Genomic DNA, 23,585 nt, shown 5'->3' on the forward strand with positions numbered 1-23,585 from the left:
TTGACGCATGAATTATTTCGAGCTGTTTAAATTTTCCCCTGCCTTCGATATTGATACCGCCTTACTTGCAGAACGCTATCGCGAACTGCAACGGGCGGTTCATCCCGATAAATTTGCCAATGATACTGATCAGCAAAAATTGCTGTCGGTGCAGCGCACGGCGCAAGTCAATGATGGTTTTCAAACCTTAAAAGATCCCATTCGCCGCGCCGAGCATATGTTATCGCTGCGTGGTATTGAATTAAGCCATGAAACCACGACAGTGAAAGATACTGGCTTCTTGATGCAGCAAATGGAATGGCGCGAGGCGTTAGAAGATATACGCGATACTGCCGATCCTCAAGCAAGTATTGACGAGCTATATCAATCGTTTGCAGAGTACCGCGCGCAACTCACTCAGCAACTGACTCAACTGTTAACCAGTGAGCAGGCTGAAGATGCATTGTTAGCGGCGGATCAAGTTCGCAAACTCAAATTTATGGCAAAATTACACGACGAGTTGACCAGAGTCGAAGACGCTCTGTTAGATTGATTTTCCGTGTTTATGTTACTTTGCTGACTCAAGTACGCTTGAGTTGGCATTACTAAGTTGGATATATATGGCCCTTTTGCAGATAGCTGAGCCCGGTCAAAGTGCCGCGCCGCACCAACATAGACTTGCCGTTGGCATAGATTTAGGTACGACCAATTCTTTGGTGGCGGCCGTTCGAAGTGGAGAGACGGCAACCTTGCCGGACGAACTTGGACAGCATTCATTACCTTCTATCGTGCGTTATACCCAAGATTCAGTCGAAGTCGGCGCACTTGCGGCGTTGAGTTCGGCGCAGGATCCGCAAAACACGATCGTTTCGGTAAAGCGTTTTATGGGCCGCAGCCTAGCGGATATTAAAGCTGGCGAGCAATCATTGCCCTACGAGTTTGCCGAAAGCGAAAACGGTTTACCTTTATTTGTGACTCCCCAAGGCCAAGTGAATCCCGTGCAAGTATCTGCGGAGATTTTACGTCCGCTGATCGCCCGCGCTGAAAAAACCTTAGGCGGCGAACTGCAAGGCGTGGTGATCACTGTGCCTGCGTATTTCGATGATGCCCAGCGCCAAGGCACAAAAGATGCCGCAGCTTTGCTGGGTGTTAAAGTGCTACGTTTGTTGAATGAACCGACTGCTGCTGCGATTGCCTATGGTTTAGATTCTAAGCAAGAGGGCGTGATTGCCATCTATGATTTAGGCGGCGGTACTTTCGATATTTCTATTTTGCGCTTGAATCGCGGTGTATTCGAAGTGTTAGCCACTGGTGGTGATTCAGCGCTTGGCGGCGATGATTTCGATCATTTACTGCAAGCACATATGCAACAAGTGTGGCAGCTTAGCGACATCGACTCACAATTAAGTCGTCAGTTGTTGATTGAATCGCGTCGAGTCAAAGAAGCCTTAACGGATGCAGCAGAAACTGAAGCAAAAGTGATCCTTGCCGATGGTACTGAACTGACGCAAATCGTTACTAAAGCTGAATTTGATGCCATGATTGCGGCATTGGTGAAAAAGACCATTGCCAGCTGTCGCCGTACCCTGCGTGATGCGGGCGTCACGACGGATGAAGTGCTTGAAACTGTGATGGTTGGCGGTTCAACGCGCGTGCCATTAGTGCGTGAACAGGTCGAAGCTTTCTTCGGTAAACCACCGCTGACGTCTATTGATCCCGATCGTGTTGTCGCCATTGGTGCAGCCATTCAAGCCGACATTTTAGTGGGTAATAAACCCGAATCGGATTTGTTATTGCTCGATGTGATCCCTTTGTCATTAGGCATAGAGACCATGGGCGGCTTAGTGGAAAAAGTGGTGTCGCGTAATACCACGATTCCGGTTGCACGGGCGCAGGAATTTACCACCTTTAAAGATGGTCAAACGGCCATGGCATTCCATGTGGTGCAAGGTGAGCGTGAGCTCGTTGCCGATTGCCGCTCACTGGCGCGTTTTACCTTAAAGGGTATTCCGCCGTTAGCTGCTGGCGCTGCGCACATTCGGGTGACCTTCCAAGTGGATGCAGATGGTTTACTCAGCGTGACAGCGATGGAGAAATCCACCGGCGTGCAGTCAAGCATTCAAGTTAAACCCTCTTTTGGTTTATCGGATACTGAAATCGCCACTATGCTGAAAGATTCGATGAAGTATGCCAAAGACGATATCGGTCGTCGTATGCTGGCCGAGCAGCAAGTGGAGGCGGCGAGGGTACTCGAGTCTTTACATGCCGCGTTAGCGAAAGATGGCGACTTGCTGAATGCCGATGAGCGTGGACAAATCGATGCCACTATGGCCAATGTGGCGCAAGTTGCCGCGGGCGATGATGCCGATGCGATTAAGCTCGCGATTGAAAAACTGGATGAGCAAACCCAAGATTTTGCTGCCAGACGTATGGACAATTCTATTCGAGTGGCATTCAAAGGCCAGTCGATCGACAACATATAGGTGATGTAATGCCCCAATTAGTCTTTCTTCCCCATGCCGAGTTGTGCCCAGATGGCGCAGTGCTTGAGGCGAATGTTGGTGAGACCATTCTTGATGTTGCGCTGCGTAATGGCATCAATATCGAGCATGCATGTGAAAAGTCCTGTGCTTGCACGACGTGTCACTGTATCGTGCGTGAAGGCTTTAATGATCTTGAGCCAAGTGATGAGCTGGAAGATGACATGTTAGACAAAGCTTGGGGACTTGAGCCCGAAAGCCGTCTATCTTGTCAGGCGAAAGTGGTCGACACTGACATGGTGATTGAGATCCCTAAATACACGGTTAACATGGTCAGCGAAGGCAATTAATGCTGCCGCGATAATTGTTAAAACCAGTCCACGTGACTGGTTTTTTGCTTTTGGCGTTGAGCATTTGTGCAACTAATCTTGTCTATGCCTCTAGTTGTTTGATTTATCCCTGCGCAGGCGTATTATGCGCTCAAAATTAATGGTTGCCGGAGACCAAATGAGAATAGCGATCTTATCGCAAGGGCCTGAGTTATACTCAACGAAGCGACTCGTTGAAGCGGCTCAATTACGTGGTCATGAAGTACACGTAATCAATCCCCTTGAATGTTATATGAATATCAACATGCGGCAATCGAGTATCCACATTGGTGGGCGAGAGTTACCCGCATTTGATGCTGTGATCCCCCGCATTGGGGCGTCGATTACCTTTTATGGCTCGGCGGTTTTGCGTCAGTTTGAGATGATGGGCGTATATGCTTTAAATGATTCTGTTGGGATCTCGCGCTCACGTGACAAATTGCGTTCTATGCAGCTGATGTCACGCCGCGGCATTGGCTTGCCCATTACTGGATTTGCCAATAAACCGAGTGATATCCCCGACTTGATTGATATGGTGGGTGGCGCGCCTCTGGTGATTAAATTACTCGAAGGCACCCAAGGCATTGGCGTGGTATTAGCCGAGACCCGCAAAGCGGCTGAGAGCGTGATTGAAGCCTTTATGGGCCTGAAAGCCAACATCATGGTGCAGGAATATATCAAAGAAGCTAACGGCGCAGACATTCGTTGTTTCGTGCTCGGCGATAAAGTGATTGCCGCCATGAAACGTCAAGCTATGCCCGGTGAGTTCCGCTCTAATTTGCACCGTGGTGGCACGGCGAGTTTAGTCAAACTGACTCCTGAAGAGCGCTCTGTAGCTATTCGTGCGGCGAAGACGATGGGATTAAATGTGGCAGGGGTTGATTTGTTACGCTCAAACCATGGCCCTGTGATCATGGAAGTGAACTCTTCACCAGGGCTTGAGGGGATTGAAGGCGCCACCACGAAAGATGTGGCGGGTGCTATTATTGATTTTGTTGAAAAAAATGCGATTAAAGTAAAAAAGGTGACGCAAGCACAGGGGTAATGCCTCGGTTGTCGAGTATTGACTACGGAATATCAACACTTGATTCACCTCCTTATGGGTAACGGCGTTAAGCACTAGCTTATCCATTCAAGCGAACAGAATAGGGGAAAACGATGACATTAACTTGGATAGATTCGTTAGATATTGCGTTGGAATTACTCGAAGCACACCCAGAGGTGAATCCCACTCAGCTGCATTTCACCCAACTGTATGAGTGGGTGTTAGCTTTGAATGATTTTGCTGATGATCCTAAGCATTGCAATGAAAAAATACTGGAAGCAATTCAGCAGTGTTGGATTGATGAAAAGTAGTGAGCACAGTTGTGGTACGGCTTTTTATGTGAGGCATCTTGTCCTTCAGAAGATTAACTAAGGTGATTTACCTCACGTATTTGCAGTGGCGCAGAGAATATTTCGCGAGAGTTTGATCACAGTCAAGTTCATTTTCAGTGGATATCGTAATTTGTTGTATATTGGTTAAGGCATTTATATGGCTTAACTTTATTATCGCAACTGCAAGGATGTTCACATGAAACTTTTGCTTGTATTGTTATGTATGCTTGTCCCTTCAATGGCTTGGGCTCATCCAGGTCATGGCGGTGTCGGTTTATTCCACCACTTGTTAGATCTTGCTCCCGCAGTCATTTTAGTTGCTTTAATTGCATGGGCTGGTATTTGGGCAAAAAACAAAAAATAATCCCATTATTAATGAGTTAACATGCCCTGCTAAGATTTTATTATCCTAGTGGGGTATTTTGTGTGATCAAACTGATTACGAATAAAGCGAATGTGCGCAATATCTCAGACTAATTTGCTATAAAGATAGGATTTAGCTTTTAAATTTCGTATAATCCGCGCGAATTTTTTAAACTTGCTGACAAAGGAAGCTAGTTATGGCGATCGAACGCACATTTTCTATTATCAAGCCAGATGCTGTTGCAAAAAACCACATCGGTGCTATCTACAATCGTTTTGAAACTGCTGGTCTTAAGATCGTTGCAGCTAAAATGTTACACCTGACCAAAGAACAAGCTGAAGGTTTCTATGCTGAGCATAGCGAGCGCGGTTTCTTCGGTGCTCTGGTTGCATTTATGACTTCTGGTCCTATCATGGTCCAAGTATTAGAAGGCGAAAGCGCTGTTTTAGCTCACCGTGAAATTTTAGGTGCAACTAATCCAGCTCAAGCAGCTCCTGGTACTATCCGTGCTGATTTCGCAGAAAGCATTGACGAAAACGCGGCTCACGGTTCAGATGCTGTTGAATCTGCTGCTCGTGAAATTGCTTACTTCTTCAGCGCTGAAGAATTGTGTCCACGCACTCGTTAATTCGATGCTAAGACTGAAAAAGGAGCCTAGGCTCCTTTTTTATTGGCTGCAATTTAGCGAATATAGATTTCCGTGTTGCAATGACGCTAATGCCTCTATACAAATCACACGTCAATTCAAAGTGTTAAAACTTAATTAGAGTTTGTTTTTATTAGTCTTTTTAAATTTTGCACATTTTTTTTATTTTTTTGCTTGAAATTTTATCTCCCATCCTTATATCTATTTCAGGATCGCTCGATGAGGATCCTAGTGTGAATTCTGTGCCGTAAGGACAGAAGATTTAACTCGGCAGACTCTATAAGCGTTTTCATCGTGAAAACCGTCCGCCAATTCTCCATATTGCTTAAGACAAGGATATGAATATGCGTAATTATGATCTAGCTCCCCTGTACCGTAGTGCTATTGGTTTTGACCGTTTAGCTCAGTTGGCAGAACATGCCGCCGCTAATAATGGCAATACTGGCTATCCCCCATATAACATTGAATTATTAGGTGAGAACCGTTATCGCATTACTATGGCCGTGGCCGGATTCTCAATGAATGAACTTGAGATCAGCAGTGAAGGTGAGAAATTACTGGTGAAAGGCAATAAAGCTGAAAGCCAAACCGAGCGTAAATACTTGTACCAAGGCATAGCGGAACGCGGTTTTGAGCGTACTTTCCAACTGGCAGACTATGTCACTGTGCTCGGCGCAAGTTTAGAAAATGGCTTACTCAATATTGATTTAGTGCGTGAAATCCCTGAAGCGTTGAAACCACGCAAAATCGAGATCACTTCATCGCGCTTGCTAGACAGCCAGTCATAATTGACACTGCGGTAACCACCTAAAAACAAGGGGAGCATAATGCTCCCCTTGATGTTTTTGTGTTTACGCAAAAAAATGTCCACGAGATTTCCGTGAGAAAGTTACGCTTTCATGGCCTTTTCGCCGCGAGCCAAACCCACCACGCCGGAGCGAGAGACTTCGACCAATTTAGTCACTTCACCTAGCGCATGAATAAACGCATCGAGTTTCTCTGATGTGCCGACCATTTGGATGGTATATAAATTGGCGGTGACATCGACAATTTGGCCGCGGAAAATGTCCGCCATCCGTTTAACTTCTTCCCTAAACTCGCCCTGGGCGCGGACCTTGATAAGGGCTAATTCCCGTTCAATATAAGCAGACTCGGTAATATTCGAAACTTTTAACACATCGATGAGTTTATGTAGCTGCTTCTCTATCTGCTCTAACACCATTTCATCGGCAACGACCGTAATGTTAAGCCGCGACAGTGTGATATCGTCCGTTGGCGCCACCGTTAAACTTTCAATGTTATAACCGCGCTGTGAAAACAAACCGACCACACGAGACAGGGCGCCGGATTGGTTTTCTAATAATACAGATATAATTCGACGCATTAGCATTTCTCCGTCTTAGTCAGCCACATTTCATTCATCGCACCACCGCGGATCAACATGGGATACACGTGCTCAGTTTCATCCACCATGATGTCGATAAAGACCAGTCTGTCTTTCATCGCCAGCGCTTCAGCCATTTTTGACTCAAGTTCGGCGGGATCGCTGATCGTCATACCTACATGGCCATAGGCCTCGGCAATTTTGGCAAAATTAGGTACTGAATCCATATAGGAATGTGAGTGACGGCCAGAGTAAATCATGTCCTGCCATTGTTTAACCATGCCAAGGAAACGATTGTTTAAGTTGATAATTTTAACCGGCGTATCATATTGCAGCGCGGTCGAAAGCTCTTGAATGTTCATCTGGATTGAACCATCTCCCGTGACACAGACAACCGTGGCATCAGGCATCGCCATTTTAACCCCCATCGCGGCGGGTAGGCCAAACCCCATGGTGCCTAGACCCCCTGAATTGATCCAGCGGCGCGGCTTATCGAACGGATAGTACAAGGCGGCAAACATCTGGTGCTGGCCAACATCAGAGGCGACATAGGCATCGCCATTGGTCAGCTTATACAAGGTTTCAATCACTTGCTGTGGTTTGATGCGACCACTGTTTTTGTCATAGGCCAGACAATCGCGGCCGCGCCATTGCTCAATATCATTCCACCAAGTGGCGATGGCATCGTTGTCATTGTGCTCGTTCGATTCATCTAACAGTGTCAACATGCTGTCTAAAATACTGTCGGCCGACCCTACGATGGGAATGTCGACGTGGATAGTTTTTGAAATAGACGAGGGATCGATATCTATGTGCAAAATGGTTGCATTCGGGCAGTATTTTTCCACATTATTCGTGGTTCTATCGTCGAAGCGCACACCAATACCGAAGATCAAATCGCAGTTATGCATAGTCATGTTGGCTTCGTAGCGACCGTGCATCCCTAGCATGCCTAGGCTGTTTTTGTGGGTACTTGGAAAAGCCCCCAGTCCCATAAGTGTGCTGACGACGGGAATATTTAATCTCTCAGCTAATTGTAAAATTTGCTTATCACAACCCGAGATAATGGCGCCGCCACCGACATAGAGCACAGGCTTTTTAGCCGCTAATAGTGCCTGTAGTCCACGACGGATCTGTCCTTTATGCCCCGAGGTTGTCGGGTTGTATGAGCGCATTTTCACGCTTTCGGGATAAATATATTCGTGCAGCAGCGCTGGGTTTAAGCAATCTTTTGGCAGGTCGACGACCACAGGCCCAGGACGGCCGGTAGAGGCAATATAAAAGGCTTTTTTTATTGTTTCAGGGATTTGAGTGGGATCTTTAACTAAAAAGCTGTGTTTGACCACAGGACGAGAGATACCGATCATATCGCATTCTTGGAAGGCGTCATTACCGATAAGGTTGCTCGGTACTTGACCCGATAATACGACGAGGGGAATAGAGTCCATGTAGGCGGTGGCAATACCGGTAATCGCGTTGGTGGCACCTGGTCCTGAAGTGACTAATACCACGCCCACTTTACCCGTAGCACGGGCATAACCATCAGCCATATGCACGGCAGCTTGTTCGTGGCGAACGAGTATGTGTTCAATACCTGGGATAACGTGCAGGGCATCGTAGATATCTAAAACTGAACCGCCAGGATAGCCAAAAATGTGCTTTACGCCTTCATCAATCAAAGAACGCACTATCATGCTGGCGCCGGATAACATCTCCATGTGGAACTCCTATTGCATAGTACCGTTACGGTAAACAGTATTTTGTTACAGCGACGGTAATCGCTCTAAAAATTAAGCCTGAAGGGTAATTCAGACTCCGAAATGCTGAACTGACTTCGTAGAAGACAAGTGATTCATCCTTAGGATGCAGCAACTGTTGCAATGAACAGAATTTCATCATATTCAAAAAAAACAACATTTCAAGCCTTTTATGTAAAAAATAACCAACTTGAAACAATTTCACGTTTGAATGGCTGGATAACTTGCTGGAATCGCCAAGTAATCTAGGCTGACTTATGAGCTTATCTTATATTTTTCAGATTGTTAGATACTTAAAAAGCAAAAACGGCACTAAAAGTGCCGTTTTGGTGTGGGACGTTAGATAAGCAGATACTTAACTGTTGCGATTAAATATTACTTATTTGCTACATTAGTGAAAGCCAATGCGCTGTTTTCACGCGATCAAACATGTGTTGCCGATGTGGCATTGGTATCCATGGAACCTTAAAAATAGATCCTTAAACCGTCGGCTGTATTTGATGTTTTGGACGATTAAATTGGCAAATACCGACTAACACAATAGAGCCTAACATGAGGGCAGAGAAGGGCACTGCTGTGCCATCATAGAACACCGCTAATAACGGCCCCGCTAATGCGCCACAGCCAAATCTTAAGGTGCCAATAACCGCCGTTGCCGTTCCGGTTTCTTGTTTGAACTTCATCAGCACTATCGCATCGGCGTTGACCGACATCACCCCTAGGCTGCCCATCAAAGGAATAAGCATGATCACGGTAAAATGATAGCTCATATCCAGTAGGTTGACGGTTAATAAACCAGCTCCCGCAATAGCGCCAAAAAAGGTCGATACGTGCAACATACGCAGCGAACCATAGCGGCCGACAATGCGAGTATTAATGATATTGGCCAACATCAAGGCACCAACGTTGGTGCTAAACAAGATGGCAAAATAGGATTTATCTAAGGCAAAGACTTCCATATAAACGAAGGGGGATGCGGTGAGATAACAGAAAAACGCAAAAGACGTTAACACGCCGCTGGCAATGTTCAACTTAACGCCAGGTCGGGAAAATACGGTCGCATAGGCACCAAGAAACGATTTTTGGCTGCGAGTATCCATATCTTTATCGCTGGGCATTTTTAGCGCAAACAGCACGAGTAATAACAGGGTCGCGGCATAGGCAGATTGAATGAAGAAGATTAAATGCCAATCACCGAGTTCTAAGATAATGCTGCCAATGCTAGGTGCCAGTAATGGCGCTAACATCATGATTAAACTCACGTAAGACATACCTTTGGCGGTATTGTCGCCATAGACTTCTTTTATGTATCCCGGTACCACCACAGTCGCTGCTGCGCCGATAAAGGCCTGCAAAAAGCGTAACCCAAGAAAGATTTCGACTTGACCAGCAAACCCAATCAGTAAACTGGTTAGCATAAAGCCACTCAGCCCTATTATCACCATAGGGCGACGGCCAATGCGGTCAGCTAAGGGACCGAAACACAACATGCCCAGTGCATAACCTGCTAAGTAGATACTCAGGGACTGTTGCACTGTTGTGATATCGGTATGAAAACTAAGGGCCAATGTCGACATCGCAGGTAAGTACATGTCGATGGCTAATGGTGTGATCGCGACAATCGCCGCTAGCATGGGAATAAGCAGTGCTAAATTCGGTATACGTCTACCGTTATGGGCAGAAGGTTGTGATTGTGGGTCCACTGTTACCTCGGGTGGCGAAAGAATTGAAAGCGTATTTCTCAGGGTTATGCGGCGTGGTTTAAATTGTACTAGGACAATTCACTCTAATCCGTCCATTTTTAGCCAGCATCTTGCGCTAATTGGCAGTGTTTGGGGAAAAGTGAATTATGCTTCGATCAATTTTCACGGTAAGGCATTAAGCAATAGCATAGTAAAGCGCTAGGACAAATAAACCAATCTTTGCGATGATTTCTTTACCGTATTTTACCGATTAAATTGTAACTAAGTAGTAAGTCTCGATAATCGAGGTATAACCTTGGCGGCTCGAGCCGTTATCCTCCAATATGCTTCATTCAAAAGTGTTAGTTGTCATCTGAGTGTCACTGCTTTGTCATCTAAGTGTCTTTTATGCTGACTAATTTAGTGGGCTTTAGCTTCACCCTACTAAAAATAAAATATTCAGGAATGACACGATGAAAACACAACGACTCCCGCTTGCAGCCGCCATTATGGCGAGCTTATTACTCGGTGCTTGCAGCGTTGATGATGGCGCAGCAGGTGATAAAGGCGACAACGGCTTAAATTCACTGGTTAAAGTGACCGCATTAACTATCGGTGATGCAAATTGTCCCGCCGGTGGTCAGCGTATCGATACCGGATTAGATGCCAACCATAATGGACAATTGGATAACAGTGAAATTGCAGTCGCGCAAACCCAATATGTTTGCCAGCCACAAACTGCAAGCTTAAAAGCAGAGTTAATTGGTCGTCATCAGACTGGCGTTTATGGCTTAAGTGCTGCTGAAATCGTTGAATATCACAGTGCATCTAACCGTATTTTTGTGGTCAATGCGATTAGCGGCAAAGTCGATATTATCGATGGCAGCTTATTAGCGACTGCATCAAATACCACAGATCCTTTAGCATTGAATAATCTCGAAAAATTAGCAGAACTCGATGTTGCTAAGGATGTGGGTCAAACCTTTATGGGAAGCGTTAACAGCGTGAGTATTTCAGGCAACTTGTTAGCGGCTGCCATTGAGCGTGGTGACGCTGCAGGCAATAAAACCCAAGCCAATGGTTTTGTGGCTTTTTATCAGCTTAATGGTACAGATGCTCCACAGTTTATCAGCGCCGTCGAAGTCGGTGCTTTACCCGATAATGTAGTGTTCACCCACGACGGTAAAACCTTACTCGTGGCCAATGAAGGCGAACCTAATCCTGCTTATACCTTAGATCCTGAAGGCAGTGTTGCGCTGATTGCGATTACTGACGGTAAGCCTGCAGCCGCTGCGACCATCATAGATTTTAGTGTGTTTAATCAGGGCGGTGCGCGTGCAACTGAAATCACCGCTGACATTAAAATTAATGGTCCAATGGCGAGTGTGGCGCAGGATTTAGAACCTGAATATATCGCCATTAGCCAAGATAACCGCCGTGCATTTGTCAGTTTACAAGAGAACAATGCTATTGCCGTGATTGATATCGCCAATGCGAAAGTCTCGAAGATTTTACCGCTAGGCCTCAAAGATTACGGGCTTGATGTGAATAAAATTGATGCGAGTGACAAAGACAATCTTGTTAACCTGCAAAGCTACACAGGGGTGTACGGCATGTATCAACCCGATACCCTTGCTAGCTACCGTTGGAATAACACTGACTTTATTGTGACTGCGAATGAAGGTGACTCCCGTGACTATGCGGCTTTTTCGGAAGAGGCCCGCGCAGGGGATTTAGTGCTCGACCCGAATCACCCACAATTTGCCGCCGCAAAAGATAAAACCCAATTAGCGCGTCTTAAGGTAACGAAGAGCATGGGGGACGATGATAAGGATGGCGATTACGACAAAGTCGTGAGCTTTGGTGCTCGTTCCTTCTCGATTTGGAATGCTGATGGTCAGCAAGTGTTTGACAGTGGAAGTGATTTTGAGCGTATTACCGCCGCACTACTGGGGGATAAGTTCAACAATAACAACGAAGAAAATAAAGGTGATAGTCGCAGCGATGACAAGGGGCCAGAGCCAGAAGCTTTAGCCCTAGGCCAAATTGGTCAACGACTATATGCCTTTGTTGGTTTAGAACGTACCTCTGGCTTTATGATCTATGACGTGACTAATCCTTTCGATGTGCATTTTGTCGACTATGTTGTGAATCGTGATTTTGAAGCTGACTTCGTTGTCGATACTGATACGGGTGAAGTTAAAGGGGATGCGACATTGGCGGGTGATTTAGGGCCAGAAGGGATGAAATTTGTCAGTGCCGATAAAAGCCCTAATGGTAATCCTTTGTTAATCATAGGCAATGAAGTTAGTGGCACCACGAGTGTTTACCAACTTAAGATTAAATAGTGGTGCATATAACTAATGGCTTACCGATAGTTCATCAAGCTTGTCAGTAACATCAGCGCCAGTAGCATGCATGCTACTGGCGCTTTTTTATTCACTTTTCTACAAAATTCGCCATTTTGTGTGAATTAACTTCATCTGAAATGGCGCATAAAAATTAGCTGAGTTTAATGGTCTTGAAGCGCTTTTACACCACTGAATAAGCATTTTGCACTAAGGAACGTATGGTCGATTCTATGCATTCAACCGCGAGATTGAATTGAGTGTCGTTTTCGGCGCCACCAAGGCTCAAGCGGATAAAATTATCATGGCAATTAAAGTCATCACCATTACGGACTAATATGCCTTTTGCGGCCAGTGCGGTAACGAGATGATGGGCTTTGATATCTTCTGGCAGTTGTATCCAACCGTTTAACCCTCGCCAAGTTTGGGTTAATCCCAGCCGTTCGCCCATGGCGATACAGTGACGTTGGCGTTGACGTACGAGCGTATCTCGTTCTGCAGTGATATGACCTTTCTTTATCAACTGACAGGCAATTTCAATATTCAGCGGCGACACCATCCAGCATTGGCTATGAATAGCGAGTCGCACTTGGGCGATAAGGGGGTCAGGAACCAGAATAAAACCTTGCCTTAAGCCGCCAGAAAACAATTTTGACAGGCTGGAAATATAAATCACCCTTGGGATCGCCAGCTGTTTTGCTAATTGCCACAGGGGCGAATGCCATTCTTCAGGTAAACAATAATTCACGTCATCTTCAATGATATAGAATTGATATTGCTCTGATAATTCAAGGATTTTCTGCCGCTGTGATTCACTGTACTGAATGCAAGTGGGGTTTTGATTATTCAGTGTGAGATAGACTAATTTAGGGTTGTGGATCTGTAATAAGGCTTCAAAGCGCGGCAGATCTAATCCTTCGTGGATAAGGGGCACTCCAACGCTAGTGACACCAAGCTGTTTAGCACAAATTCTCACGCCTGGATAACTGTATTGCTCGTGTAACAGTACATCGCCTGTTGATAAAAATGCGCTCAAACAGGCAAAAATGGCTTGCTGGCCGCCATGGGTAAAGACCAGTTGCTCGGGCGTTTGCTGTATGCCGCGTTGGTTTAACCATTGGTGGAACACTTGTTGGTGTTGATCTAATGGACTGGCGCGATAACCGAGTAACTGACTCAATTTAGTGGGGTCTTTCGCTAATTGGCTGAGGCAATCGCTTAGGGTGCTGATTTGATCTGTGAGTGGCTGCTGACAGGTCGCCATATTCAATTGTACGTTACCCATTTCAGGTACAGGGGAGGCGTTGACATAGGTGCCATCTCCCACTCGTGCTTCGACGTAACCCCTTTGTTCCGCCAATGCATAGGCGCGGGTCACAGTGCCAATTGTGATGCCTAAGGCATCAGCTAAACGGCGCTGCGGTGGCAGTTTACTGCCTTGGGTTAACACCTTCTGCAAAATGCCTTGTTCTATGGCACTGACTAAGCGCTGATATTTCGGGCCTGAAAAAGTCGTTAGGTCTGGCGTCCAGATTGTACCCATGACAATAAATCCATTGATCTCTAATATTCTCCGTATATTATTTATTGCATCTTTTTATGTCAACAAATGTATGCATACAATTTAAGGCGAATATGAATACTGCACTGCTTTATGATCCACAATTATGGACTTTAATGGCCTCGACCGCGCTGTTTTGCGCTACTATGACAATGACTCCCGGACCGAACAATATTCTCTTAGCTAGCTCTGGAGCGCATTTTGGTGTGCTGCGTACCGTGCCACATATTGCAGGGATCCGCTTGGGTTCGACCTCTTTACATCTTGCGGTATTATTCGGCCTCGGTACCTTGTTTGAAGCATTACCGGTATTGCACCAAGTATTGAAATATTTCGCTTTAGCATATTTGCTGTATCTCGCGTACAAATTAGTGACGTCGCCAGTGCAGAGCACGCATTTGGATGATGGACGAAAACCTATGACGCTCATTGAAGCTGCGTTATTTCAATGGATTAACCCTAAATCTTGGATGTCGACGATTACCCTGTGTAGCGCTTTTACATTAAGTGGCGATGGCTTTTGGTTGAGTGCGTTTCTTGGCGTATTAATGTTCAACATAGTGGGATTTCCTGCATCATTTACTTGGGTATTTGTCGGTGCAGCGATCAGTAAGAAACTCAATACCGATAGACGTAAGCGCCATTTTAATTGGTTTATGGGCAGCTTGCTCTTAGTGTCATTACCTATGATATTACGCTAGCTTGGCTTGAATTAAGTGCCTAAGCCTATAAATATTCTGAGGAAGACACTCGCGTAATGATTGGCTTTATGCCATAACCAACATACTATTGATGGCTTTTTAGGTAATGACCTTTTAGCTGAACATTTTCAGTCTCAGTTATACTTGTTGCTTATCTTGATAGTGTGTATATGGAGGTTGCCGAGTGAAGTTCCCTAGTTTGATTTCGTTTATGCCGGGATTGGCGCAATTATTACAATATGAAAAGCAATGGCTTAGGGATGATGTGCGCGCAGGCTTATCCGTTGCCGCTGTGGCATTACCCGTAGCGATTGCTTATGCCCAGCTCACTGGTGTGAATGCTGCCGTGGGTTTGTATTCCTGCGTATTACCAATGTTGGTATACGCACTATTTGGCACCTCAAAACAATTAATCGTGGGTCCAGATGCGGCGACTTGTGCTGTTATCGCCGCAGTTGTCACGCCCCTAGCTGCAGGGGATAGCATGAAGCACTGGCAGTTAGTGATGACCATGACGGCCATGACAGGCTTTTGGTGCTTGATTGCGAGTCGTTTTAGGCTGGGGGTGCTCGCCGATTTTCTATCAAAGCCGATTTTGATGGGGTTGCTTAATGGCGTTGCAATTACCATTATCGTGGGACAGTTTTCAAAAATCTTCGGTTTTACCTTCGATGAGCGTTATCTAATCGAACGCCTCAGCGGTGCGCCTTCCTACTTATCCAAAACCCATTGGCCGACATTGACTATGGGGATTGTGACGCTAGCGACTTATGCCTTAGTGAAACGGTTTCGTCCTCAATGGCCAGCTTCTATGTGCGCAATGGCGATGGCGGCTTTCCTTGTTTGGGTGTTTAACCTGACGAGCTTTGATATTAGCGTCGTCGGAGAAGTGACCTCTGGATTACCTTCATTCCAAGCGCCTGTATTTGATTTAGGTATTGCCCGTGAGCTTGTGGTACCGGCGCTTAACTTAGCCATGGTGAGCTTTGTGAGCATGATGTTGACGGCTCGAAGCTTTGCGGCAAAAAACGGTTACGATATAGATGCCGATAAAGAGTTCAGGGCGTTAGGTATAGCCAATATAGCGTCAGCCATATCTCAAGGTTTTGCGGTGAGCGGCGCGGATTCCCGCACTGCGGTTAATGATGCCAATGGTGGTAAGAGCCAGTTAGTGTCTATCATTGCGGCGGTATTGATTGGTGTTGTGGCGCTATTTTTCACTGCGCCTTTGAAGTTTATCCCCAGTGCCGCCTTAGGTGTGGTGCTGGTGATTGCCTCAATCTCGCTTATCGATTTAAAGTCACTGTGGAATCTGCGAGTGCGGGATAGGTCTGCTTTTTTACTTGCCTGTATCACCTTGTTCTCTGTGTTGTTTATTGGGGTTATCCCTGGGATAACCTTGGCTGTATTACTGGGTTTATTCCAGTTCCTTGCTACTGTGATGCGGCCTACGGATCAAGTGCTTGGTTTAGATCATAAGGGCGTTATCCGCAGTGTCGATGAATCGGGTAAAGCTAAATCGGTTCCAGGAGTATTTATATATCGCTTTAATTCACCGTTAACTTACTTTAATGCGACGTATTTTAAGCGCCGTTTACTGGAAAAGTTTATTCGGGAATCTGAGCCGGTCGATTGCATCATTATTGATGCAGTGCCTTGTTTTACCCATTTGGATTTAAGTGTGATGGCCATGTTGGCTGATTTACATCAACTGCTTAAAAAACGTGGCGTTCGTTTAGTGCTTGCGGGACGTAAACGGCAGATGCTGAGTTGGTTTGAGCAAGCGGGCATGCAGACAGGGGAAGGTGGTATTTTGATCCGGCCAGATTTGTATCTCGCCCTTAAAATGAATCAAAGCTATAAACAAGCCTTGGCTGAAGGGCAAGCGCCTGTGATCCAAAAAGTTCCTGATGACTCGGTATTGTTGCACAGTCATTTGTAGTTAACTGTAATGCCTTGTTTGATTAAACTGGGTCATAAAATAGCGCAGCTTAAGGTTGCGCTATTTTTTTGTCTTAATTTGATAAGTAAATCAATGGTATGACTTATTTTTGAAGGTATTCAGTTTTACCGTTTAGTCTTTGAGAATTCTATCTAGGGGAATAAAACCGTGAAAACCATAATAACCCATAGGGCCGAGTATCAGACTCAGTAGGCACCATAAGCACTTTTTGTTAGTGCTGAGATCCACTTTACTCTTGAAAGCCCGAAGGGCAAATAGACAATGCAATAGCACTAGGCCCCCAAGCATAATAACGATATTAATATCCATATTTTCCAACTGTCTTATCCTTGTGTTCTATCATTCACGTCCTTGAGTCTTTAGGCGTGGTTACTTTTCTTGAGAAGATTGTCTAGCTACGATTAGCTAAATTAGTTACCTAGTGGTAAATACCTTACTCGAATATTTTACCTATGGCTATAACATAAAATAAAAATAATCTTTAAATCTTATTGGCTTACACGTCTCCTAACAAGCAAATTGGAGAATGGCTAGCGTCCCAGATCACATATTTTTCCATCGCACGAATAAATATTTCACTCGAAATAAGTCGATTTAGCCAAACGGCGACTCGCGGAAAATCATCACTAAGTGCACATTTAAGATCCACTGCGGCAAACTGGCGTACAAAAGGTACGATTGCGTAGTCGGCAAGGCGAGGTGTATCGGCGACTAAAAAGGGGTGTTGCCCTAAGCATGTTTCAAGTTGCAGGAGGAAATGACTCGCCTGCTGATAATAATAAGCTTGCGTTTGCTCAGGGTAACGGTCGGCATATTTATAGCGGTCAAGCCATGGTTTAAATTGCTGATCATTTTGCGCGATAAGTTGTGCCATTTTATCTTCAATAGCAGGATTTTGCTGACACAATAGATCTAAGGGATCTGCTTGCGTGAGTGCCCAGCGCATGATCTCAAGACTTTCGGCAATCACCTCGCCGTTTGCTAGCACTAATACCGGCACAGTACCCTTAGGTGAGGCAGCTAGCATTTGTGGTGGTTTGGCTTTAAGGGTGATTTCACGGACTTCAACATTGCATTGGGCTAACAAGAGTCCCAAACGTGCTCGCATAGCATAGGGGCAACGGCGGAAGGTGTATAAGACGGCTAGAGTCATTCGGATTTCCTCTACTGTGCGGCGCCATGCGTGGAAGTTGATGCGACTAAAGCTGACGTCAGCATGTTTATGCATGTTTATGCATGCTTATTGACGACGCGAGTATGCCAATGCAAATGTTGTGTGCCAATCATGCAATATTCAAAGGGCGCAGATGGTAACGCTTTCATACTGGGATTTCTGCTTAATTTGCCATCATAGAATGATTTTTCTCACCACTGTGCGTAAAGAATTAAAGACCCTGTATTTTATCTGTGTTTATCTTGCTGTGACTCAGGTAGAATTCCGCGCTATTTTTGGGATCTGCAGCAAGGCTGCAGATGATTGATTTGTTTATGCACTGGAAATTAAGTTCCAGCCAGCAAAGAGGGTGTTATGGCTAAAGTTGTCGTATGTGCGTTATATAAATTCGTGTCGTTACCGCATTTTGAATCTATCCGAGCGCCATTGCTTGCTATGATGGAACAGGCCGAGATCAAAGGCACTCTGCTCCTCGCAAGTGAAGGGATCAATGGCACAGTTGCTGGCACTCAAGAAGCTATTGAAGCGTTATTAGTGTGGCTCAACAGCCAAAATGGCCTAGACAATATCGTTCACAAGCTGTCATTTGACGATGAGATGCCGTTCTACCGCACTAAAGTCAAACTGAAAAACGAAATCGTGACTATGGGCGTCGAAGGTATTGACCCACTTAAAGTGGTTGGCACCTATGTGAAGCCTCAAGATTGGAATGCGCTGATTTCTGATCCGGACGTGATTTTAGTCGACACCCGTAACGACTATGAAGTGCAAATCGGCACCTTTAAGAATGCCATTAATCCTGTGACTGAAACCTTCAGAGAATTCCCTGAATATGTGAAGCAGAATCTTGATCCTGCTAAACATAAGAAGGTCGCCATGTTCTGTACTGGCGGTATTCGCTGTGAGAAATCAACTGCTTATTTAAAAGAGCAAGGCTTTGACGAGGTCTATCATCTCGAAGGCGGTATTCTTAAATACCTAGAAGAAGTGAAAGCGGAAGAAAGCCTGTGGGAAGGCGAGTGCTTTGTATTTGATAACCGCGTTGCGGTAAATCATGACTTGAAGAAAGGTCAATACGATCAATGTAATGCTTGCCGTATGCCAATCACCGAAGCTGAAAAACAGAGCCCTGCCTATGTGCAAGGTGTCAGTTGCCCATATTGTATCGATAAAATTTCTGACGAGCAGCGTAAACGTTTCGTTGAGCGTGAACGTCAAGTGAATCTGGCTAAAGCCCGTAATGAAGCGCATATCGGTAGCGATGTGAATCAAGTGATTGAAGCGCGCCGTGAGAAAAAAGAAGCGCAGCGTCGACTCGCCGCCGAGAAAAATAACGTGAAAAAATCGCAAGCGCTTTAACTTTATATGCCATTAGATGGGTCGTGAGTGAGTCATGAGTTCGCACTGAGCTCATTTCGTACTCAGGTAGCTTGCACTCTGGCCCGACTCGTTCGGGCCATTTTTTATGCCGATTTTAGTTTTAGTGTGAATGTGCTTTAAACCATTATTTATCATAGCGCTATGCCGAAAACCTTAAATTTATGATAACTTTCAGTCGCTAGTATTAAAAACGTTAGTATTAACAACGCTAGCATTTCAAAAAAGTCGAGTGCTATATACGAAGGGAGCGATTCAGTGCAAGGTAGGCAAAGCGCATGAGCATTTGGAAAGAGCTATACGATATTTTTGATAAGGAACGCAGTCGCTGGCAGCAATCGAGCGCCAGTAAGCAGGCGATTGCCTTCGAGTTAAAAGCCAATTTGGGTTTTCTGGCCGATGCGTTAAGCAGCTGTTTGTCGCAAAGTGCGATCGCCAGTGGTTTAGAATGCAGTATTTTTGAGGCAAAACTGAAAGAGGGCGCAGCACTCACTTCGTTAAATCGCCGTAAAGTGACACTGAAATTTATTGGTGAATTTGCCGAGTTTGCTAAATATGTCGGTAAAGAGAACGATGCTTTAGTCGAGAATGCTTACGCTAGAATCAAATCGCTGCAGAAGTTAGTCGCGGCTGAGCCCAATAAAAATCATGATCTTAAGATTAAATCCCTGTTTCGCTTTTTAGTCTTTTTAGTGGCGCACCTTGAGGAGCAGCCATTGAGTCGCACATCAGCGAAAAAAGCCTAAGGCTGATGAGTGGCATTGACTAGCTTGTTATTTGAGAGACAAAAAAGGCGCCTGTGGCGCCTTTTCTATGTTTGTGAACGTCATTGCTCAGTGTTTATAGCGCAGTCTTTAAAAGGCATGTTTAAGAGCCATCTTTAGACTCACTCTTTAAAAGCCGCCATTGAATTTAGCGCTTAGGTGGTTCAGTTTCGCTTTGATCTGCTTTATTGGGTTCTGAGTCCGCTGAACTTGGCTTGTTTGAAGCCGCATCGTCATCATTGTCTGCTGCCGAAGGCTTGGCAGTATCTGACTTTATCTGCTTATCTTTACCATGTTGACCGAACTGCGGCAGTTTGAACTTAGCACTGTACTTCAACGCAGCAAGATTGCTGGCGATGACACCGACGATCAAAATAATAATGATCCAGACTTCTAAGGTCGACATACTCAGCTCCTGTTTCGAATTGACTCGCGCACACCTAACGGGCGATTAATCAACCGCTAAACGTTGCTCACATTTACGAATGTCTTCTGGCGTATCAACTTCAATAGAATCAAAGGCGCTAATGGCGATTTTGATTTTATGGCCGTACTCTAATGCACGTAATTGCTCGAGTTTTTCCAGATCTTCTAGACGACCTAATGGTAGGGCGGCGAAGGCCTGTACGAATTTGCGTGTATAAGCATACACACCTAAGTGCTTATAAACGGGGTAATCTTGAGTATCGCGGCCAAAAGGAATACGCGAACGAGAGAAATACAAGGCGTAGTTGTTGTTATCGAACACCATCTTCACATGCATAGGATCGTCAAGCTCGGCTTTATTGACGATTTCAAAGCCTAAGGTGGCCATTTCAAACTCACCAGGGTGACGCTCGAAGAGGCTGATGACTTGCTCGATGGATGTTGGGTCAATAAGGGGTTGATCGCCCTGTAGGTTGATCACTAAATCGTCATCTTTCAGTCCCAGTTGGTTTATCGCATCATTGATACGATCTGTACCCGAGGCTGCATCTGGGCTGGTCATGACTACTTTGCCGCCAAAACCTTCAACGGCCGCTTTAATGCGATCATCATCGGTAGCGACGTAAATATTGGTGAGGCCTTTGGCTAACGACGCGCGTTCATACACGTGTTGGATCATTGGCTTGCCGTTAATCGGGGCTAAGGGTTTGCCCGGGAAGCGGCTTGAACCGTAACGAGCCGGGATTAACAGAGTCACATTCATCAAATTATCCTACTTTTATCAAAGATATACAGTGTAGATATACAATGCATATAGACAAAAGGGCTCACAATTGAGCCCTTTTAACATGTGTTAGAGCTTAGATGCGACGGAACAGCGCAGTCAACATTTCATCTGTGACTTTCTCTTCCCAACCCGCGCCGTAAACGTTAGCCCATAGTGGACCCATGCTCTTAGTCACGGCAACCATTTTCGCTATGGTTTCGTCTGGCAGATCTTTACAGATGTTCTTCGGCAGCGTGATGTTATGTTTCTTCATCATCAGACGGAACTCTTCAACGCCTTCTGGATAGAATTCTTCTAACACGTCAAAGGCGATACAGTTGCCGATACCGTGGTGGTAGCCGAGGATATAAGACAGACCGTAAGAAACCGCGTGACAGGCACCCACTTGGCTATAAGCTATGCTCATGCCGCCCATGAAAGACGCCATCATTAGCTTGTCGTCTTTTTCTACGTGGTCGTCTAAGTACACTTGGCGACATAAATCCATCGCTTTTTCAGCGTAGGATTTAGAGAACTCGTTTAAGAAGGTACCTTGTAAAGATTCAACACAGTGGATATAGCAATCCATACCTGTGTAGAACCATTGGTCCGTTTCTACGCCTTCGATTAACTCAGAATCCATGATGATTTGATCGAATACTGTGTAATCTGAGTTCAGGCCTAGCTTACGAACTGGACCACATAATACGGCGGTGCGTGACGCTTCTGCACCAGTACCAGAAATCGTTGGGATACCAATGTGGTGTACCGCTGGGTTCTTGATTAAGTCCCAACCTTGATACATAGCAGAGCCACCTGGGTTGGTCAGCATCAGCGATACCGCTTTAGCTACGTCCATGGTTGAACCGCCACCTAAACCGACGACGCTCACTGGCAGTTTGCTATTGAAAGCTTGAACTTGTTCAGTCAGGGCATCGATTTGAATTGTGCTTGGCTCTTCATCAACGTTAACCCAAATTACCATGTCTTGTGCTTTAGCTGGAATGCGGCCCTCAAGGGCTTTGCCTTGATGCACGTCATCGACTAAAAACACCACGAAATCGTCGGCGGTTTTACGTTCAGCAGCTAACACTTCATCCAATTGGACGAATGAGCCACGGCCGAAGATCATTTTTTCAACTACTTTAAAATTCTTAAAACTCATTGCAACAAACTCCCGTAGAATTATTGGGCAAATGCTTTCTTGATGTTTTCGATACGCTCGGCGATCTGAGCATCGGTCCAAGACAACTTGATGAGCATAGAAATCGTGCGGCTCATAATGGCATCGGATTTAGGCACAGAAACTTGAGTATAGTCAGGTCTGTCGGCGATTAATGTGATTGGCAACGCAGCAGATGCCTTAAGCTCCTGAATGTGTTTCCAGTTTTTCAAATAATGCCAGTTGTTTACATACCAGTAGAAGCAACCATCAACGCCGTTTTCAGCCAGTTTTTTGCTGATTTCTTGCGTGCGCGCTTCGGTTGGCAACATAAAGGTTAAGAAGCCAGCCGAGTCGCCTTCGGGATCTGGGATCTGGCGGAAGGTGACTTCTGGAATAGCGGCCATTGCATCTTTAATGGTCTTTTTGTTTTTACGTTGAATATCGATAATGGTATCGAGTTTACGTAACTGCGCTAACCCTAAGGCGGCATTCATTTCCGAAATACGGAAGTTCAAGCCAATGATAGGGTGTGACTCTGCGCCGCGGTCTTTACCAATATGGTCATGGCCGTGATCTGAGAACATGTGCGCGTTGTTGTAGATTTCTGTGTTGTTAGTGATCACAGCGCCACCTTCACCACAGGTGATGGTTTTGACTGAATCGAATGAGTAACAACCCACATCACCGATAGTACCTAGGGCTTGGCCCTTGTAGCTACCACCGATGGCTTGGCAAGCATCTTCTAAAATCAGTAAGTTATGTTTTTTACAGACGGCTTTGATCTCGTCCATCTTCGCCATAGAACCGCACATGTGCACTAAGTTGATGGCTTTAGTGCGTGGGGTAATCGCGGCTTCGATACCTTCTGGAGATAAACACAATGTCTCATCTATTTCGGCAAAAATCGGAATCGCGCCTGCCATAAAAATCGCTTCAACTGAGGCTACAAAGGTAAAAGGTGGCACGATAACTTCATCGCCAGCCCCAATGCCTGCAGCCATCATGGCCGTTTGCAGCGCAGCAGTACCGCTTGATAAAAGGTGAGCATGCTTCACGTTCATCTTCTCGCACAGTAGTTGCTCCATATCGCGCGTCTTCCAGCGATCATTACGCATATGGTCGAAGTTGTAACGGAAGGTAAAACCGTTTTCCATAACGTCAGCGACTTCCTGCTTCTCTTCAGGACCAAATAATTCAAAACCGGGCATGGAAGGTATCTCCTTAGAATTTGTGGCGCATAGGTCGCCTGCAATTAACTGGCGGATTATAACTGGCGTAATAGACCCTTGCGATGTTTTATTGC

24 protein-coding genes are annotated in these 23,585 nt (G+C 45.5%); 14 read left to right on the plus strand and 10 right to left on the minus strand.

From position 1 onward, the window contains the following. Positions 1-7 precede the first annotated feature (7 nt). The 8 genes from hscB (at position 8) to L5L77_RS14080 (ending at position 6,002) form a co-directional block, all read left to right on the plus strand. Positions 8-532, plus strand: a complete 525-nt coding sequence (hscB, locus tag L5L77_RS14045; protein ID WP_263185433.1) for a co-chaperone HscB — start codon at positions 8-10, stop codon at positions 530-532. Positions 533-599: 67 nt separating this feature from the next. Beyond that, a complete protein-coding gene (gene hscA / locus L5L77_RS14050; RefSeq protein WP_263185434.1) occupies positions 600-2,462 on the plus strand; it encodes a Fe-S protein assembly chaperone HscA in 1,863 nt (620 codons plus the stop codon). A gap of 8 nt (positions 2,463-2,470) precedes the next feature. Further along, entirely contained in the window at positions 2,471-2,809 is a 339-nt protein-coding gene (gene fdx, locus L5L77_RS14055) for an ISC system 2Fe-2S type ferredoxin (protein ID WP_006081852.1), read from the plus strand. A gap of 157 nt (positions 2,810-2,966) precedes the next feature. Continuing rightward, a complete protein-coding gene (gene rimK, locus L5L77_RS14060; protein ID WP_006081851.1) occupies positions 2,967-3,872 on the plus strand; it encodes a 30S ribosomal protein S6--L-glutamate ligase in 906 nt (301 codons plus the stop codon). A 113-nt stretch (positions 3,873-3,985) separates the two neighbouring features. After that, positions 3,986-4,183 carry a Fe-S cluster assembly protein IscX gene (iscX, locus tag L5L77_RS14065; RefSeq protein WP_028759821.1) on the plus strand — a complete coding sequence of 66 codons (198 nt, stop codon included), beginning with the start codon at positions 3,986-3,988 and terminating at the stop codon, positions 4,181-4,183. Between the two features lie 217 nt (positions 4,184-4,400). Then, positions 4,401-4,568 carry a hypothetical protein gene (locus L5L77_RS14070; RefSeq protein ID WP_081729028.1) on the plus strand — a complete coding sequence of 56 codons (168 nt, stop codon included), beginning with the start codon at positions 4,401-4,403 and terminating at the stop codon, positions 4,566-4,568. Between the two features lie 196 nt (positions 4,569-4,764). Then, a complete protein-coding gene (gene ndk / locus L5L77_RS14075) occupies positions 4,765-5,196 on the plus strand; it encodes a nucleoside-diphosphate kinase (protein ID WP_263185435.1) in 432 nt (143 codons plus the stop codon). Positions 5,197-5,558: 362 nt separating this feature from the next. After that, a complete protein-coding gene (locus L5L77_RS14080) occupies positions 5,559-6,002 on the plus strand; it encodes an Hsp20 family protein (RefSeq protein ID WP_028759822.1) in 444 nt (147 codons plus the stop codon). Between the two features lie 101 nt (positions 6,003-6,103). Here the strand turns inward: L5L77_RS14080 and ilvN are convergent, their stop codons facing one another. The 3 genes from ilvN to L5L77_RS14095 form a co-directional block, all read right to left on the minus strand. Continuing rightward, positions 6,104-6,598, minus strand: a complete 495-nt coding sequence (gene ilvN, locus L5L77_RS14085) for an acetolactate synthase small subunit (protein WP_028759823.1) — start codon at positions 6,596-6,598, stop codon at positions 6,104-6,106. Beyond that, complete coding sequence (locus tag L5L77_RS14090) at positions 6,598-8,316, minus strand: acetolactate synthase 3 large subunit (RefSeq protein WP_105252618.1); 1,719 nt, start codon at positions 8,314-8,316, stop codon at positions 6,598-6,600. Before L5L77_RS14090 ends, ilvN begins: the two co-directional genes overlap by 1 nt. A gap of 518 nt (positions 8,317-8,834) precedes the next feature. After that, a complete protein-coding gene (locus tag L5L77_RS14095; protein ID WP_263185436.1) occupies positions 8,835-10,058 on the minus strand; it encodes a multidrug effflux MFS transporter in 1,224 nt (407 codons plus the stop codon). A gap of 452 nt (positions 10,059-10,510) precedes the next feature. On the opposite strand from L5L77_RS14095, the gene L5L77_RS14100 reads away from it, so the two are divergent. Next, complete coding sequence (locus tag L5L77_RS14100; protein WP_263185437.1) at positions 10,511-12,385, plus strand: choice-of-anchor I family protein; 1,875 nt, start codon at positions 10,511-10,513, stop codon at positions 12,383-12,385. A 184-nt stretch (positions 12,386-12,569) separates the two neighbouring features. Here the strand turns inward: L5L77_RS14100 and L5L77_RS14105 are convergent, their stop codons facing one another. Beyond that, positions 12,570-13,928, minus strand: a complete 1,359-nt coding sequence (locus tag L5L77_RS14105; protein ID WP_173496654.1) for a PLP-dependent aminotransferase family protein — start codon at positions 13,926-13,928, stop codon at positions 12,570-12,572. A gap of 92 nt (positions 13,929-14,020) precedes the next feature. Here L5L77_RS14105 and L5L77_RS14110 point away from each other — a divergent pair, with 92 nt between their 5' ends. Continuing rightward, positions 14,021-14,647 (plus strand): LysE family translocator, encoded by a 627-nt coding sequence (locus tag L5L77_RS14110; RefSeq protein WP_028760074.1) that lies wholly within the window; start codon positions 14,021-14,023, stop codon positions 14,645-14,647. Positions 14,648-14,831: 184 nt separating this feature from the next. Beyond that, positions 14,832-16,589: a SulP family inorganic anion transporter gene (locus tag L5L77_RS14115; RefSeq protein ID WP_105252613.1), complete on the plus strand. Its 1,758-nt coding sequence runs from the start codon at positions 14,832-14,834 to the stop codon at positions 16,587-16,589. Positions 16,590-16,721: 132 nt separating this feature from the next. Here the strand turns inward: L5L77_RS14115 and L5L77_RS14120 are convergent, their stop codons facing one another. Beyond that, positions 16,722-16,919: a hypothetical protein gene (locus L5L77_RS14120; RefSeq protein WP_028760072.1), complete on the minus strand. Its 198-nt coding sequence runs from the start codon at positions 16,917-16,919 to the stop codon at positions 16,722-16,724. Positions 16,920-17,106: 187 nt separating this feature from the next. After that, positions 17,107-17,763, minus strand: coding sequence for a glutathione S-transferase (locus tag L5L77_RS14125; RefSeq protein ID WP_263185473.1), 657 nt, complete (start codon positions 17,761-17,763; stop codon positions 17,107-17,109). Between the two features lie 154 nt (positions 17,764-17,917). Between L5L77_RS14125 and L5L77_RS14130 the strand changes: the two genes are divergently transcribed. The 3 genes from L5L77_RS14130 (at position 17,918) to L5L77_RS14140 (ending at position 19,907) form a co-directional block, all read left to right on the plus strand. Continuing rightward, entirely contained in the window at positions 17,918-18,091 is a 174-nt protein-coding gene (locus tag L5L77_RS14130; protein WP_198573292.1) for a hypothetical protein, read from the plus strand. 47 nt (positions 18,092-18,138) lie between these two features. Continuing rightward, a complete protein-coding gene (locus tag L5L77_RS14135; protein ID WP_263181328.1) occupies positions 18,139-19,143 on the plus strand; it encodes a rhodanese-related sulfurtransferase in 1,005 nt (334 codons plus the stop codon). A gap of 296 nt (positions 19,144-19,439) precedes the next feature. Next, positions 19,440-19,907, plus strand: a complete 468-nt coding sequence (locus L5L77_RS14140) for a hypothetical protein (RefSeq protein ID WP_263181329.1) — start codon at positions 19,440-19,442, stop codon at positions 19,905-19,907. A 166-nt stretch (positions 19,908-20,073) separates the two neighbouring features. On the opposite strand, the gene L5L77_RS14145 is transcribed toward L5L77_RS14140, so the two are convergent. The 4 genes from L5L77_RS14145 to kdnA all read right to left on the minus strand — a co-directional run bounded on the left by L5L77_RS14145 (position 20,074) and on the right by kdnA (position 23,490). After that, on the minus strand, positions 20,074-20,331 hold the full coding sequence (locus tag L5L77_RS14145; RefSeq protein WP_219251555.1) for a DUF2897 family protein: 258 nt from the start codon (positions 20,329-20,331) through the stop codon (positions 20,074-20,076). Positions 20,332-20,376: 45 nt separating this feature from the next. Beyond that, positions 20,377-21,114 (minus strand): 8-amino-3,8-dideoxy-manno-octulosonate cytidylyltransferase KdsB, encoded by a 738-nt coding sequence (kdsB, locus tag L5L77_RS14150; protein ID WP_012197229.1) that lies wholly within the window; start codon positions 21,112-21,114, stop codon positions 20,377-20,379. Between the two features lie 97 nt (positions 21,115-21,211). Further along, positions 21,212-22,282, minus strand: coding sequence for a 3-deoxy-alpha-D-manno-octulosonate 8-oxidase KdnB (gene kdnB, locus L5L77_RS14155; RefSeq protein WP_113939602.1), 1,071 nt, complete (start codon positions 22,280-22,282; stop codon positions 21,212-21,214). Between the two features lie 20 nt (positions 22,283-22,302). Next, on the minus strand, positions 22,303-23,490 hold the full coding sequence (gene kdnA, locus L5L77_RS14160; protein ID WP_028760065.1) for an 8-amino-3,8-dideoxy-alpha-D-manno-octulosonate transaminase KdnA: 1,188 nt from the start codon (positions 23,488-23,490) through the stop codon (positions 22,303-22,305). Positions 23,491-23,585: the final 95 nt, after the last annotated feature.

It is taken from the genome of Shewanella sp. SM29 (assembly GCF_025654245.1).
In the GTDB taxonomy this organism is placed as follows: Bacteria; Pseudomonadota; Gammaproteobacteria; order Enterobacterales; family Shewanellaceae; genus Shewanella; species Shewanella oncorhynchi.

Coding starts and splice junctions, on each gene's coding strand:
- iscX (WP_028759821.1), top strand. CDS start 3,986: ATGACATTAACTTGGATAGATTCGTTAGATATTGCGTTGGAATTACTC.
- L5L77_RS14120 (WP_028760072.1), bottom strand. CDS start 16,919: ATGGATATTAATATCGTTATTATGCTTGGGGGCCTAGTGCTATTGCAT.
- L5L77_RS14090 (WP_105252618.1), bottom strand. CDS start 8,316: ATGGAGATGTTATCCGGCGCCAGCATGATAGTGCGTTCTTTGATTGAT.
- ndk (WP_263185435.1), top strand. CDS start 4,765: ATGGCGATCGAACGCACATTTTCTATTATCAAGCCAGATGCTGTTGCA.
- L5L77_RS14130 (WP_198573292.1), top strand. CDS start 17,918: ATGGTAACGCTTTCATACTGGGATTTCTGCTTAATTTGCCATCATAGA.
- L5L77_RS14125 (WP_263185473.1), bottom strand. CDS start 17,763: ATGACTCTAGCCGTCTTATACACCTTCCGCCGTTGCCCCTATGCTATG.
- kdnB (WP_113939602.1), bottom strand. CDS start 22,282: ATGAGTTTTAAGAATTTTAAAGTAGTTGAAAAAATGATCTTCGGCCGT.
- L5L77_RS14080 (WP_028759822.1), top strand. CDS start 5,559: ATGCGTAATTATGATCTAGCTCCCCTGTACCGTAGTGCTATTGGTTTT.
- kdnA (WP_028760065.1), bottom strand. CDS start 23,490: ATGCCCGGTTTTGAATTATTTGGTCCTGAAGAGAAGCAGGAAGTCGCT.
- L5L77_RS14100 (WP_263185437.1), top strand. CDS start 10,511: ATGAAAACACAACGACTCCCGCTTGCAGCCGCCATTATGGCGAGCTTA.
- fdx (WP_006081852.1), top strand. CDS start 2,471: ATGCCCCAATTAGTCTTTCTTCCCCATGCCGAGTTGTGCCCAGATGGC.
- L5L77_RS14105 (WP_173496654.1), bottom strand. CDS start 13,928: ATGGGTACAATCTGGACGCCAGACCTAACGACTTTTTCAGGCCCGAAA.
- L5L77_RS14110 (WP_028760074.1), top strand. CDS start 14,021: ATGAATACTGCACTGCTTTATGATCCACAATTATGGACTTTAATGGCC.
- hscB (WP_263185433.1), top strand. CDS start 8: ATGAATTATTTCGAGCTGTTTAAATTTTCCCCTGCCTTCGATATTGAT.
- L5L77_RS14140 (WP_263181329.1), top strand. CDS start 19,440: ATGAGCATTTGGAAAGAGCTATACGATATTTTTGATAAGGAACGCAGT.
- rimK (WP_006081851.1), top strand. CDS start 2,967: ATGAGAATAGCGATCTTATCGCAAGGGCCTGAGTTATACTCAACGAAG.
- ilvN (WP_028759823.1), bottom strand. CDS start 6,598: ATGCGTCGAATTATATCTGTATTATTAGAAAACCAATCCGGCGCCCTG.
- L5L77_RS14145 (WP_219251555.1), bottom strand. CDS start 20,331: ATGTCGACCTTAGAAGTCTGGATCATTATTATTTTGATCGTCGGTGTC.
- L5L77_RS14070 (WP_081729028.1), top strand. CDS start 4,401: ATGAAACTTTTGCTTGTATTGTTATGTATGCTTGTCCCTTCAATGGCT.
- L5L77_RS14135 (WP_263181328.1), top strand. CDS start 18,139: ATGGCTAAAGTTGTCGTATGTGCGTTATATAAATTCGTGTCGTTACCG.
- kdsB (WP_012197229.1), bottom strand. CDS start 21,114: ATGAATGTGACTCTGTTAATCCCGGCTCGTTACGGTTCAAGCCGCTTC.
- hscA (WP_263185434.1), top strand. CDS start 600: ATGGCCCTTTTGCAGATAGCTGAGCCCGGTCAAAGTGCCGCGCCGCAC.